10 protein-coding genes are annotated in these 13,530 nt (G+C 41.7%); 5 read left to right on the plus strand and 5 right to left on the minus strand.

Annotation, left to right across the window (positions count from 1 at the left end; genetic code table 11):
- Positions 1-86 precede the first annotated feature (86 nt).
- A complete protein-coding gene (locus AOG26_RS12250; RefSeq protein ID WP_054562758.1) occupies positions 87-1,031 on the plus strand; it encodes a D-2-hydroxyacid dehydrogenase in 945 nt (314 codons plus the stop codon).
- 163 nt (positions 1,032-1,194) lie between these two features.
- Positions 1,195-1,575, plus strand: coding sequence for a DUF3192 domain-containing protein (locus AOG26_RS12255; protein WP_054562759.1), 381 nt, complete (start codon positions 1,195-1,197; stop codon positions 1,573-1,575).
- Positions 1,576-1,607: 32 nt separating this feature from the next.
- Here AOG26_RS12255 and AOG26_RS12260 read toward each other — a convergent pair whose 3' ends face one another.
- From AOG26_RS12260 to AOG26_RS12270, 3 genes are all read right to left on the minus strand, one after another.
- On the minus strand, positions 1,608-2,531 hold the full coding sequence (locus tag AOG26_RS12260; RefSeq protein WP_054562760.1) for a GGDEF domain-containing response regulator: 924 nt from the start codon (positions 2,529-2,531) through the stop codon (positions 1,608-1,610).
- Positions 2,500-5,928, minus strand: coding sequence for a response regulator (locus AOG26_RS12265; RefSeq protein WP_054562761.1), 3,429 nt, complete (start codon positions 5,926-5,928; stop codon positions 2,500-2,502). The genes AOG26_RS12260 and AOG26_RS12265 overlap by 32 nt, the downstream gene beginning before the upstream one ends.
- A 62-nt stretch (positions 5,929-5,990) precedes the next feature.
- Complete coding sequence (locus tag AOG26_RS12270; RefSeq protein WP_054562762.1) at positions 5,991-7,388, minus strand: PhoH family protein; 1,398 nt, start codon at positions 7,386-7,388, stop codon at positions 5,991-5,993.
- 299 nt (positions 7,389-7,687) lie between these two features.
- Here AOG26_RS12270 and rapA point away from each other — a divergent pair, with 299 nt between their 5' ends.
- Positions 7,688-10,582 carry an RNA polymerase-associated protein RapA gene (gene rapA, locus AOG26_RS12275; RefSeq protein ID WP_054562763.1) on the plus strand — a complete coding sequence of 965 codons (2,895 nt, stop codon included), beginning with the start codon at positions 7,688-7,690 and terminating at the stop codon, positions 10,580-10,582.
- 103 nt (positions 10,583-10,685) lie between these two features.
- On the opposite strand, the gene AOG26_RS12280 is transcribed toward rapA, so the two are convergent.
- Entirely contained in the window at positions 10,686-10,868 is a 183-nt protein-coding gene (locus AOG26_RS12280; RefSeq protein WP_054562764.1) for a hypothetical protein, read from the minus strand.
- A gap of 133 nt (positions 10,869-11,001) precedes the next feature.
- Between AOG26_RS12280 and rluA the strand changes: the two genes are divergently transcribed.
- Positions 11,002-11,655, plus strand: coding sequence for a bifunctional tRNA pseudouridine(32) synthase/23S rRNA pseudouridine(746) synthase RluA (gene rluA / locus AOG26_RS12285; protein WP_082401641.1), 654 nt, complete (start codon positions 11,002-11,004; stop codon positions 11,653-11,655).
- Positions 11,656-11,735: 80 nt separating this feature from the next.
- Positions 11,736-12,671: a DUF3530 family protein gene (locus AOG26_RS12290; protein WP_054562766.1), complete on the plus strand. Its 936-nt coding sequence runs from the start codon at positions 11,736-11,738 to the stop codon at positions 12,669-12,671.
- On the opposite strand, the gene djlA is transcribed toward AOG26_RS12290, so the two are convergent.
- On the minus strand, positions 12,654-13,526 hold the full coding sequence (gene djlA / locus AOG26_RS12295; protein WP_054562767.1) for a co-chaperone DjlA: 873 nt from the start codon (positions 13,524-13,526) through the stop codon (positions 12,654-12,656). The genes AOG26_RS12290 and djlA overlap by 18 nt on opposite strands.
- Positions 13,527-13,530: the final 4 nt, after the last annotated feature.

The raw sequence follows: 13,530 nt of genomic DNA on the forward strand, positions 1-13,530 counted from the left end.
CCATTGTGAAGCGTTTATTTATTATGCTCACTATAAACCTTGGAGTACACCCCAAGGTCAAGCAATAAATTAAAAAAGGAAAGCACATGAATATTACTGTCCTTGATGCAGCGACATTAGCCAACACTTCGTTAGATGCCTTAGCGCAATTAGGTAAATTAACCTGTTACGATTTAACCGCTAAAGAACAGGTTGTTGAGCGCTGCCAAGATGCCGATATCGTTATCAGTAATAAAGTGGTGATTGATCAGAACGCCATGAGCAAATTAACTAATTTAAAATTAATATGTGTTGCAGCGACAGGGACTAACAACATTGATTTAAGTGCAGCCAAAGAACATAACATCGCAGTGACAAATGTAGCGGGCTATTCAACACCGAGTGTGGTGCAACATACCTTTACTCTCATCACTAATTTACTGGGCAATACTCACAGATACATTAATGATTGCCAGCAAGGCTTATGGCAGCAAAGCCCTATGTTTTGCCGTTTAGATTACAGCTTTAATGAAATTGCCGGCAAAACACTGGCTATTGTTGGCTATGGCTCACTGGGTAAAGCCGTTGCCGATGTAGCACGCGCCTTTGGTGCCAATGTCATCATTAGTGAACGAAAAGGCCAAACGCCTCGTGAAGGTCGTGTTAGTTTCAATGACGCCCTAACCACAGCCGATATCATTAGTGTTCACTGCCCGCTTACTGATGAAACGCGCAACCAAATCGCTGCGGCAGAATTAAGCATGATGAAACCGTCAGCTATCATCATTAACACTGCTCGTGGTGGGATCATCAATGAAGCCGATTTAGCTGATGCATTAGCTAATAATATTATTGCCGGAGCCGGTGTTGATGTACTCAGTAAAGAACCCGCAGAGCAAGAAAACCCGCTGGCACTATACAAAGGTGCAAACTTATTACTTACTCCACACATTGCATGGGCGAGCCAAGAATCTATTGTGCGCTTAGTTAACGAAATTGCGTTAAATATCCAAGCATTTAATCAAGGCGAAACACGTAACAGGTTGGTCTAAACCGCAATTTATTAGTCAATAGAGCTAAGTAATTAGTAATTTATTACTTAGCTCATTGACCAAACACAACCTAAGCAATTGATTTAGTTGTGATTTACAAGTTTGGCAAGCAGTTTGCTATTAAGTGAATAACTATAAAACAATTTCTTCGGGATAAAATAACATGAAAAAAGCACTTCTTATTGCCGCGCTAACAGCTCCATTTTTAACTGGTTGTGTCATTGCTGTTTCTGACGGTGAAGCCGACACACATTGGGCTGGTAACTCTTCTAGCTGGCAAAAACAGCATAAAAATAACCGTGAAGTGATTTCTAATCTTGCATTAGATACGAGCTACCAAACTGTATTAAACAAACTAAATACACCTAACTTTACCGAGTTATTAAAGCAAGGTGATGATGTTTACCAAGTATTATTCTATGCAACGCATAGTATTCACTCTGATGGCAAGATGACTAAAGACGAGTGTACGCCACTCGTATTTAAAAATGATAAGTTAATTGGCGTGGGTGATACGATTTATAAATCACTTAGCAATGGTTAATAAATAATTTGAAACGGGTGAGTAGGCTTTGCCTACTCATGTTCATTTACTGCGATCATTCTCGATACTATCTGATCTCGTCCGGCGTCTTTAGCCTGATAAAGACCTAAATCAGCTTCTTCAAGTAAGGTTTGTTCTGCATAAACCTGACCATTTTCTGTGGTCGCAATACCGATACTAATTGTGACATGGTCGGCATTTAGCGACGCTTTGTGTGGGATGTTTAAATCATTCACCGCATTGCGCAGTTTATTTGCAAACGACATAGCTTCTTTAGCTGAAGTATTGGGTAACACCGCAGCAAACTCTTCACCACCATAACGAGCAACAAAGTCACTGCCTCGTTCACACGCTCCAACTAAGGCATGAGCAATTTGTTTTAAGCAATCATCACCTGCTCGGTGACCATAGCAATCGTTGTAACGCTTGAAGTGATCAACATCCATCAATAACACCGATAGCGGGGTTTGATCTCGACGGCAACGACGCCACTCTCGCGCTAAATTTTCATCTAAATAACGTCGGTTTGGGATCTCGGTTAGGCCATCAATTGAGGCGAGCATTTCTAGTAAGTCATTTTTTTGTTTGATCAGCAGCTGATTACGCACTCGAGCACGCACAATAGCAGCACTAAATGGTTTAGTGATGTAGTCCATCGCGCCTAATTCAAGGCCCTTCGCTTCATCATCGTGACTGGTATTGGCAGAAATGAATATTACAGGCAACATACTGGTAGTCGCGCTTTCTTTTAGCTTAGTAAGCACTTCGTAGCCGTCAATACCGGGCATTACAATATCCAAGATCAACAAATCAACAGTTTGCGTTTTTAAAAACGTCAGTGCTTTTTCGCCACTCTCAACACAAAAAACATCATAGTCTTGCTGCAATGTTTTCTCTAATACCAAGCGGTTTAACGGATCGTCATCAACAATCAGTACCTTGGCTCTTTTCAACATCAGTAGATCCTTGTTCTATGATAAATGCGATGACCTGTTTTATTTGCCATTGCAACTCATCATTTAATTGTTCGGGCAGTTCGCCATCTGCTTTAAGCCTAGCTTCACATTGCTGAGCGCACGCTGACAATCGCTTAAAACCGAGATTTCCGGCTGACCCTTTTACATTATGAACCACACGGACCAACTCATCGGTAGTTTTTAATGTAGAGATTTGTAATAACTGCTCTGCTGCCATAGTCGCAAACTTCGACAACATAGTTAATACTAACTTAGTATTGTTTGCAAACTGAGACAGTATAAAAGCTTGATCAAAAAAGACTTCTTTTGTGTTATCAAGTTCACTCATTGCTAAAAACAACTTACTAGCAACAATCGGTTTAGTTAAATGCTTATTCATACCCGCCGCGATTGAATGCTCAATATCTTCGCTTTCACTGTGTGCAGTGAGTGCGTAAATCGGCATTTGTTCTTTGGTGAATGACTGACGAATAATACGCGTTGCCTGACAACCATCCATTTCTGGCATCTGAATATCCATAAAAATGAGATCGGGCCTTAAGCTATTTGCCAGTTCAATGCCTTTTTCACCACTGTGTGCACACACAACGGTGACATCAATTTGCTCTAAAATACTTTTAATAATGCTTAAATTAAGCGGGTTATCATCCACAGCCAGCACTAACATGCCAGATAAATCAGTACTAGAAGGCAATGAAACCAGTTCTTTTTTCACAGGCTCCGCGGCTTTATCTAGCTGTAAGCAAAAGCAAAATTCACTGCCTTTACCTTTTTCGCTTTCCAGCTTAATTTCGCCTCCCATTAGCGCAACTTCGTACTTAACAATCGCTAAGCCTAAACCAACGCCCTGATGAGAGCGCGTTAATGATTCATCACCTTGAGTAAATGCATCAAATAAGCGGCTTTGATCTGCCTTGCTAATACCAATGCCCGTGTCTTTAACAGTAAAGCAAATGAGTTGCTGCTCAGCTGACTCTTCCACCAGCATTAAGTTTAATGTCACTGTGCCTTGTTCGGTGAATTTGGCAGCGTTGGTCAGTAAATTAGCCAGTACTTGCTGCAAGCAAATTTGATCACCCACTAAGTTATCGCTAATGCTTTTATCGCATTCGACTTTAAACTCGATATCTTTATTTGCGCATAAAGGGGCTGTTATTCCCTGACAGTAGTCGATTAAATCAGGCACACTAAAAGGGGCTTTATTAAGTTGTACTTGCGAGCTTTCAGCGCGGGCAAAGTCAAGCATACGATTTAGTAAAGTAAGCAAGCTATTGGCTGCTGATTTTGCTTGTTCGGCATGATTACGCTGCGGCTGTGTTAAACCTTGCAATGCAATCACGTCAATTAAGCCTAGTACAGCATTGAGTGGTGTGCGTATTTCATGACTAAGGTTTGCAATGAAGCGACTCTTAGCTAATGTTGCCCGTTCAGCGTCATCTTTTGCTTTTACTAAGTCCGTCACATCCTGTACATGAACAACATAATAATCAGGTGTTTGCTCAGCATTCCAAACTAATGACACACTAATTTGTAGCCAGCGTTGTAGATCTTGCTGCTCAAGACTAAAGTGATAAACTTTTTTCTTCTCATGCAACAGCTCTGTCAGGGTATTTTTTAATGTCTGATAAGACGTCTCAGCAAATAAGTCTATTAATTTGAGGTCATTGGCGTTTTCAATTGCAAAGATTTTACGTGCCGCTTTATTTGCTTGCAGCACCTGATCGTCAAGCGATACCAACAGCACCCCATTAGCAGCATATTCCATGGCACTGCGTAATTTTGCTTCGGAGCTTTGTAATGCATTGAGCGCATTATGCTGCTCCGTAATATCACGACCAATTGCCATAGTGCCAAGAAATTGCTGATGCTCGTTATAAAATGGCACGATGCTAAATAGATAACTGTTATCTTCTGTGGTCAATCTTTTTTGATAAGCTTGGCGGTCTTTGAGTACTTGCTTTTCAAGCTCGTTTAACTCACCGTTATCATCACTAATATCACATATTTGCTGCCCTACTAACTTCTCTTGTGGCAAGCCGATATAGCGCTCATACGCCTTATTACAGCCTAAAAACGAGCCATCAATATTCTTAAAATAAATTAGGTCAGGTACGTTATTGAGCATGGTATTTAATAGCGCTAAATGACGCTCTTTCGCATCAATACTACGACGCAATTGTTTTGACTTTACCTGTACTTGCGAATCAAGCGCTTTATTTGCCTCTTGTAACGACTGAACGAGCTCTTCATTACGGCTAAACACCTTTTTCACACGGCTGAACCAAGGCTGCCAATCAACAGGAATACGATAATGAACTAACGCTTGTTTGCCTTCATCATGCTGCTCAAGATAATTCATTAAGTGCGTCATTGGTTTTACAAAAATGCGCTGACTCAACCAAAAAACAGCGCTGAACATCATCACTAAAAACACACTCAAAAATGCGAATTCTAAAAAAATGTCGTAGCCTACAGGTTCACTCAGGGCTTGCTTTGATTCATAGAAACGAGTGTAAATAGGTAAGTTTGTTGCTTCTTGCACTAAATGACTGTGGTTATTCTTGCTCATATCTATCGCGACATTCGGCCAATGCTCGCTGGCACTTATGGCTGTATTAGGCTCTGTCTTTGAGCTGGCAATGACTTGGTTATCTTGGTTTATAAAAATATACTCACCATAGTTAGGCGCTATTTTTTTTAACCAGTTAGAAATTGCTTTAAGGTCATAAATCAACACAATGTAATCACGACTATTAGCGGCTCGTTGCTTGCCAATAGCAAAGTAGGCATGGCCATTTATGGTCAACACAGAGCTCGAAGCAAGCTTGTTGCTATTGATTGATAAAGGTCGAAATTTGTTATCTAACACACTGGTCAGAAATTCACTTTTTGCTGTGTTACGGCGCTTAATATAAACAAAGCCTTGCTCATTAACATAAGCAACCGCTTCTAAAGATTGAATAAGCGACAGCGTGGTATTAAACGAGGGACCGAGGGCAATAACTCGTCGCCATTGATTAATTGCGTAAGCGGTTGAGGCAAACTTTCCTTGCCCGACTATCTCCCCCACTCCATCGCCCACACTTTGGTAGTAATAGTGATCGTATTGATTCACATTGCGTGCCCAACTAGGATCAAAATCATAAGAAAGTGGCTGCTCATATAGCTTGAACATGGTGTCTATAAGGCCATCTGCGGCACGCATAGCATGGCTAAGCTGAGCTGAAATATTATTAAAACCGTTTTGCCTGCTTTCTATCGCCCGCTCAAGTTTTAAATTATATAAGTGTAAACACAAAAAAAACGCCACCAGCAGCGGCACAATAAGTGCCACTGCCAAAGAGCGATAATAATGCTTTAACGGTAAAAAATTCACTGGCTTATAAGTACCTTACCTCGATAACAGCTAGGTTAACGAGGCATAGGAATACTGGCAAGTTATAAATTTTCTTCAGCAAAGCTGGCTAAGCGGCTACGTACCACACCGTTTAAATTAACGGTAGCACTGCCCTGAAAATCTTTAAAACGTTCAACAATATAGGTTAAGCCTGAGGTAACTGGCGTGAGGTAGTTACTATCAATTTGCGCCAAGTTACCTGAGCAAATGAGTTTAGTGCCTTCACCGCAGCGAGTAATAATGGTTTTCAGCTGTGAAGCGGTTAAGTTTTGACTTTCATCCAAAATAACAACCGCGTTTTGAATACTACGGCCGCGCATAAAGTTTACTGATTTAAACTGTACGTTGGCTTTTTCCATAATGTAATTACGACTCGAAATTGGATTTTCATCTCCTTTATGCAGCACTTCTAAGGTATCGGTAATAGCAGCTAACCACGGCGCCATTTTCTCTTCTTCAGTGCCAGGTAAAAAGCCAATTGATTCAGCAATTTCTGGGGTATTGCGAGTAACAATCACTTTATCGTAAATACCTTTTTCTATAATCATTTCGAGGGCACTAGCAAGAGCGAGCAAGGTTTTACCACAGCCGGCAGGACCAGTTAAAATCACCAATTCAATACTTGGGTCAAGTAGCGCATCAAGTGCCATCCCTTGATAAACATTTTTTGGCTTAACCCCCCAAGCGGTATGGCTCATCAAGCGCTCAACACTAATATCCTTTAAAGTAATGTGTTTATCATCGTAGCTTGTTACTCGAGCCGCAAAGTGGTCGCTTTCATCTAAAATATATTCATTACAGAACACATCGCTAATCGTGCTTTTAGCCACATGATGATAGGTATCTCGGCCTTGCTGCTCTGTTTCGCATTCTCCAACCTGTTGCCAAAAATCACCTTCAATTTTTTTATAGCCGCTTGTAAGCAATGCTATGTCGTCAATTAATTGGTCAGTTCTGTAGTCTTCAACAAATTTAAGCCCTGCCCCTTTCGCTTTTAGGCGCATATTGATGTCTTTAGTGACAAGCACCACTTTGCTATCGCTGTGTTGCTTCTGTAAATGAACAGCACAATTGATGATGCGGTGGTCGTTTTCGTTGCCCGGTAACCCCGAAATACTGTCTGCAAATAAATGGTCATTAACGATAATTAAGCGGCCACGAGATCCTGTTTTAGCCTTTTTGTTACTAGGAAGCGCGACACCCTGCAACATTTGCTCTGGCGAAGCGTCCTTTAACACTTCATCTAAACCACGAATAGCAACACGGGCGTCACGGCTAACGTCATGTTTCCTATCTTTAATGTGGTCGAGCTCTTCTAATACTGTCATGGGGATAACAACATCATGTTCTTGGAAAGATAAATAAGCGAGGGGTTCGTGGAGTAATACATTGGTATCGAGCACATACATTTTACTATCAAGGTTCGAAGCTTTTTCCATAGCACTTTCCTTACGTTTTATGATTTTTATGCTATACCCAATAAACTAAACAAGCGGCGGATGAAGCTATGGTTTATTCGTCAGGTATATACTCAGTTTAGTCTATTTACGACAAAAGTCCTTTTTATGACAAACAAATATACAATTATTTAACTGGTTAAAATACATACAATTTTTACCGTTAATAATGGCTTAAAAAGGTTGACTAAATTTAATTGAGTGCGGCGAGTTTACTGCCTTGAAGTAGCATGGCGTTACAGGTAACATAGCCGCCTTTTTTCTTCATAGACGAGACATACATGAATTTTTCCTTAGGTCAGCGTTGGATCAGTGATACTGAGTCAGATTTAGGATTAGGCACCGTTGTTGCCCTTGAAGGCCGTCAGGTCAGCATTTTATTTCCAGCCAGTGGAGAAAACAGAGTTTATTCTTTAACAGAAGCACCTGTTACTCGTGTCGCATTTAATCCAGGTGATATTATTCGCAGCGTTGAAGAGTGGGAATTAGAAGTCGAGTCTGTTGAAGAGCAAGGCGAGTTACTATGCTATCACGGCATTCGTATTGATAATGGTGAAAAAGCGCAGTTAAAAGAAACCTTTTTAGATCACTTTATCAAATTCAATAAACCACAAGACCGTTTATTTGCAGGTCAAGTGGACCGCTTTGACCGCTACACGCTTCGCTACCAAACTTGGCAGCACCAGTTTGAGCGCCAACAATCTCCTTTAAAAGGTTTAATTGGTCAGCGCGCAAACCTTATTCCGCATCAGCTTTACATTGCACAAGAAGTGGGTAAACGTTTTGCACCACGCGTTTTACTTTCTGACGAAGTGGGTTTAGGTAAAACCATTGAAGCAGGTATGATTTTACATCAACAAATCATCAGTGGCCGTGCTAGCCGCGTATTGATTGTTGTGCCTGAAAACTTACAGCATCAGTGGTTAGTAGAAATGCTACGCCGCTTTAACTTACGTTTTTCAATCTTTGATGAAGAACGTTGTGATGAAGCATTCGCAGACTCTCCAAACGTATTCGAAACAGAACAGTTAGTACTTACTAGCCTTGAGTTCTTAAGCAAGAAAAAACGCTGGTTTGAGCAAGCAACTCTGGCTGATTGGGATTTATTGGTTGTTGATGAAGCGCACCATTTAAGTATCAATAATGGTAAGCCAAGCACTGAATACCAACGCATGGCAGAGTTAAGCCAAGACATTCCGGGCCTTATCTTATTAACTGCAACGCCAGATCAACTTGGTCACCGCAGTCACTTTGCCCGCTTACAATTACTCGACCCAGATCGTTTCTACGACTACGATGCGTTTGTTGAAGAAGAAAGTAACTACAAAGAAGTTGCTGAAGCTGCTAATCAATTACTGGGTGAACAAGGCCTTGATGATGCATCTCGTGCAACATTAAAAGAGCTATTAAAAGAAACCGACATTACTGACCTTTTAGCGAAAGCGGAGCAAGGTGATGAAACGGCGCGCAACGAAATTTTATCAATGCTGCTGGACCGCCATGGTACGGGTCGTATTTTATTTAGAAATAGCCGCAGCGGTATTGATGGCTACCCAAGCCGCAAGCTTCATGCATACCCTATGGCAATGCCTAAACAATATAAAACGGCGATGTCGGTACTGGGTAACATGGGCGGCATTCAAAATGCTGAACTAACGGCACTTCGCGCTCTATTCCCTGAAAAGATCTTCCAAGAGTTTGAAGGTGAAAATGCAAGCTGGGGCGCATTTGACCCACGTGTTGATTGGTTAATCGAAACTTTAAAAACCCTTAAACACGAAAAAGTACTGCTTATCTGTGCTAAAGCAGAAACCGCACTTAGCCTAGAACAGATTTTACGTGAGCGTGAAGCAATTAAAGCCTCTGTTTTTCACGAAGGCATGTCGATTGTTGAACGTGACCGTGCAGCGGCTTACTTTGCCGACGAGTACGACAGCGCGCAAATTCTACTTTGTTCTGAAATTGGTTCTGAAGGTCGTAACTTCCAATTCTCGCATCACTTAGTATTGTTTGATTTACCACTTAATCCAGACTTACTTGAGCAACGTATAGGTCGTCTTGACCGTATTGGTCAAACTCAAGACGTAAACATTCATGTGCCGTATTTTGAAAACACCGCACAAGAAGTGTTATTACGTTGGTACAACGAAGGCTTAGATGCGTTTGAAACAACCTCGACAACAGGGCAAATGCTGTATAAAGAGTATGGCGAAGAACTACTTGAGTTTATTGGTGCACACAATTGCGACGAAGAAGAGCTAGACCCACTACTAGAACAAGTGGCAGGTCAAAATGCCAAGCTTCGTAAGCAAATGGAAAGTGGTCGTGACCGCTTACTAGAGCTGCATTCTAGTGGCCAAGGCCGAGCAGAAAGTCTTGTTGCTGATATCGAAGAGTTAGACGATCAATTCACGCTACCAAGTTATATGATCAATGTGTTCGACACCTTTGGTGTAAGCCAAGAAGATAAAGGTGAAAATACCATTATCTTGAAACCAACTGAGCACATGCTAAATCCATCTTTCCCATGCTTAAAAGATGATGGCATCACAGTAACGTTTGATCGCAGCACCTCGCTTTCGCAAGAAGACGCCCATTTCATCAGCTGGGACCACCCTATGGTGCAAGGCAGCTTAGACATGATTTGTGATGATGACTTTGGTACTGCCTCTGTGGCGTTACTGAAAAACAAAAAGCTACCTGCTGGTACCTTCTTTGTTGAGCTTATTTTCATTGCGGAGGCGATGGCGCCTAAAGCACTTCAGGTTGGCCGCTTCTTGCCACCAACGCCTATTCGTATCTTATTAGATAAGGGTAGTAACAATCTGGCTGATAATGTTGCTTTTGATGCTTTCAATCAGCAGTTGTCTGCGGTTGGTCGCCAAACGGCAAGTAAATTAGCCAGCGCGCTACAAAGTGCCATTCACCCAATGATCACCAGCGCACAAGGCATGGCACAAACCAAGCTAGAAGCACTGCGTGCTGAATCACTAGAGAAAATGCAAACTGCCCTTGGTGAAGAGCAAGCTCGTTTAACGGCACTTAAGCAGATCAACCCGAATATTCGTGATGAAGAGCTTAGCTTCTTTGATAAACAGCGTAGCGAACTCACGACTTACATCGAAAAAGCCCAAGTTAAACTGGATGCAATTCGTTTAATTGTCGTTTCACACTAACGTTGAAGCGCTAAACTCAAAACCACAAACGCGATGTGCTTTCACATCGCGTTTTTTATACAAAAAACACCACAAGGGTAATAATTACGGCCAATGCCGCTAGCTAGCAAAATAACTTAGCTAAGCTTTTGTTTCTTTTTATTAAATCGTCTTTGTAAGCTTGCTTCAAATATACTGCTTGTAGGTCTGAAAAGCCTTTACAATGCGGACACTCTGGCTCAAGGTCATTAACTTCTAAGCCACAACGTGTACAAGGTTTACTGCGAATTAAACCAAGGCGAAACATTCACTTGTCCTTTTATTTAAACTCCATAGCTGAATTTACTGTATCTTAGCTGCTACTCGAAAACCAGCACTGGCATTGTGTATGCGCTCATACTCCTTTAAAATAGCGCACTTGCATATCATCGAGGCTGGCTGTGTTACTCAATTATAATCCCCCAATGACACCTTATTTAAGTATTGTTTATCAAGACGATGACTTGCTTATTGTGAATAAACCAAGTGGTTTACTTACTGTGCCGGGAAAAGATCCAAAACACGCCGACTGCCTTATTGCTCGCATTAATCGCGTTTTTCCAACGGCAAAAATTGTTCATCGCCTTGATATGGCGACCTCTGGCATTATTTGTTTAGCTATGCACAAAGAAGCGCATCGTAATTTAAGCATTCAGTTTCAAGATAGAAAAACTGCAAAACGCTACATTGCTCGTGTATTTGGTAAGCTTGAGCAAGAAACTGGATCGGTAGATTTACCACTTATTTGTGATTGGCCGAACCGACCAAAGCAAATGGTTGATCACGATAATGGCAAACCGTCATTAACCCATTTTAAAGTGCTTGAATATGAACAGAATGCAACTCGTGTTGAGCTTACCCCTATTACTGGGCGTTCTCACCAACTACGTGTGCATATGCTGTCATTGGGTCACCCTATTTTAGGCGATAAGTTGTATGCTCACCCCGAGGCATTCGCCATGGCCCCTCGCTTACAACTGCATGCTGAAATGCTAACCTTAGCTCACCCAGCCAGCGGTGAAACATTGATTTTTGAAGCCGCTCCTGAGTTTTAAGACAATTCGCTAAATATTTAATAAATACTGCCGATAGTTAATCAATAACTGATTTAATTAAAGACTCAGGTAATATCGGCATGAATTTAAAACCCGCACATCGCTTACTTTACGCAGCTTGTTTTGCGTTGATGGGCAATGTGAACGCTGCCGATTTTATTAAACCTACCCCTTGGTCAAGTTTGGTCACTAACGATATACAACGCTTTTTACCTAGCGATGAAGTACGCACTCTGCTTGCTGGTGAAGATGAGTTCATTAGCTTATATCGCCAATCGATGGCAGCGAGCCAACGCGGCATTGTGCTAATCATTCCTGATTGGCAACACTTACCCACTAATAATGCTGGTATTAACTTTTTGCGCAAGCAGTTAAACGAAATTGGCTATGCAACCCTTGCCATGACCATGCCTGACATTGATTGGCATCCTGTCGATATGGCAACGCCCGAGTCACCTGAGAGCTCTGAATCTGAGTCAACAACACAAAGTAATGAACAAGGCGATGAGCAAGCAGCTTCTGCTCCACCAGCACAAACACAACAAGCGCCTCACTTTGTTACAGGTGAACCTAATATCAGTGAAGCCGTACTTGATGATTACAAATTAAAGCTAATTGCCAGATTCAATGCCTTGTATAACAGTGCAATGGATGAAGGCGGCAATATTGTTGTGGTGGCACAAGGTGCCAGTGCGGGGCTATTGATAGAGCATTATGCTAGCTTTCCAAATAACGAACTAAACGCTTTTATTAGCCTAGGTAGTTATTTACCTAACAGTGTTCGTAACCAGCATCTCAATGCCACGCTTTCGACTATCAGCCCACCGTTACTGGATATTTTTTACAGCGAGGGTAACCCTGACACCCTGCAAAGTGTTAAAGACAGAAAACGCTGGGTAAGAAAACACGCTAAATATGACTACCGACAAAGAGAGTTATTTGGTGTGCCTTCAGAGCCTGAGCAGCACCAGCGGCTGCTTAAAGAGGTAGACGGCTTTTTACGCCGCCTTTTTTAAATACTCATAAGCCGCTTGAATATCTTGGCTTTTCTTTACCGCAACTTCCATCATATGTTTTGGTAAACCTTGCGATACCAGCTTATCGGGGTGATGCTGAGCCATAAGCTTTCGATAAGCAACTTTAATATCTCTCGCTGAAGCATCATTGTTTAAGCCTAAAAGAGCCAACGCTTGGGCGCGATTCATACCATTATTCGGTGGCACACTGTGCCCTCTCTGTTCACTATGACTACTGCGATTTTGCTGGCTTTGTTGACGTTGCTGTTCATAAAAACGCTGCTGTTGCTGACGAAATGCAAATTCGGCTTGGTAGCGTTTTAATAAAAATGCGAACTGAGTACGTGAAATACCTAACTGCTTGCTCACCTCTTGCAATAGCTGCTTTTCTTGCTCTGCAAGGTGGCCATCTGAAAAGGCCATTTGAATTTGTATTTCGAGGAACAGTTGCAATAAATCATGGCGTCGAGCAAAGCGCTCTTTAAAGTCATGAACGGTTTCTTTTAATGAAAAGTCGCTTTCTTTACCACTACGAAAGGCATCTTGTGCTTCTCTTCGCTCATCACCCGATAAGCCCATTTCGTCCATAAACAAACTTGCAGCACGAATATGCGTTTCACTAACGCGACCATTCGATTTGGCGATATGCCCCATCACCGCAAAACAGCTAGAAAAGAAAAGTGCTTGGCGCTCGTTAATATCATCGCCTTTAAACAAACCAGAAAAACCACCTGCTTTATCAAAGTCTTGTTTTAAGCTGCGATCGAACATATGGCCTAGGTATAGGCCCAGTAAGGCTCCTATAAATTTGCCAAACATAAAGCCAAAACAAAAACCGAGTACTTTTCCCCACATAATT

This window comes from Pseudoalteromonas sp. UCD-33C, assembly GCF_001306895.1.
GTDB lineage: Bacteria > Pseudomonadota > Gammaproteobacteria > Enterobacterales > Alteromonadaceae > Pseudoalteromonas.

What these genes read in the sequence shown, in the direction of transcription:
- AOG26_RS12250 (WP_054562758.1), top strand. Translation starts at nt 87, where the DNA reads ATGAATATTACTGTCCTTGATGCAGCGACATTAGCCAACACTTCGTTA.
- AOG26_RS12255 (WP_054562759.1), top strand. Translation starts at nt 1,195, where the DNA reads ATGAAAAAAGCACTTCTTATTGCCGCGCTAACAGCTCCATTTTTAACT.
- AOG26_RS12260 (WP_054562760.1), bottom strand. Translation starts at nt 2,531, where the DNA reads ATGTTGAAAAGAGCCAAGGTACTGATTGTTGATGACGATCCGTTAAAC.
- AOG26_RS12270 (WP_054562762.1), bottom strand. Translation starts at nt 7,388, where the DNA reads ATGGAAAAAGCTTCGAACCTTGATAGTAAAATGTATGTGCTCGATACC.
- rapA (WP_054562763.1), top strand. Translation starts at nt 7,688, where the DNA reads ATGAATTTTTCCTTAGGTCAGCGTTGGATCAGTGATACTGAGTCAGAT.
- AOG26_RS12280 (WP_054562764.1), bottom strand. Translation starts at nt 10,868, where the DNA reads ATGTTTCGCCTTGGTTTAATTCGCAGTAAACCTTGTACACGTTGTGGC.
- AOG26_RS12290 (WP_054562766.1), top strand. Translation starts at nt 11,736, where the DNA reads ATGAATTTAAAACCCGCACATCGCTTACTTTACGCAGCTTGTTTTGCG.
- djlA (WP_054562767.1), bottom strand. Translation starts at nt 13,526, where the DNA reads ATGTGGGGAAAAGTACTCGGTTTTTGTTTTGGCTTTATGTTTGGCAAA.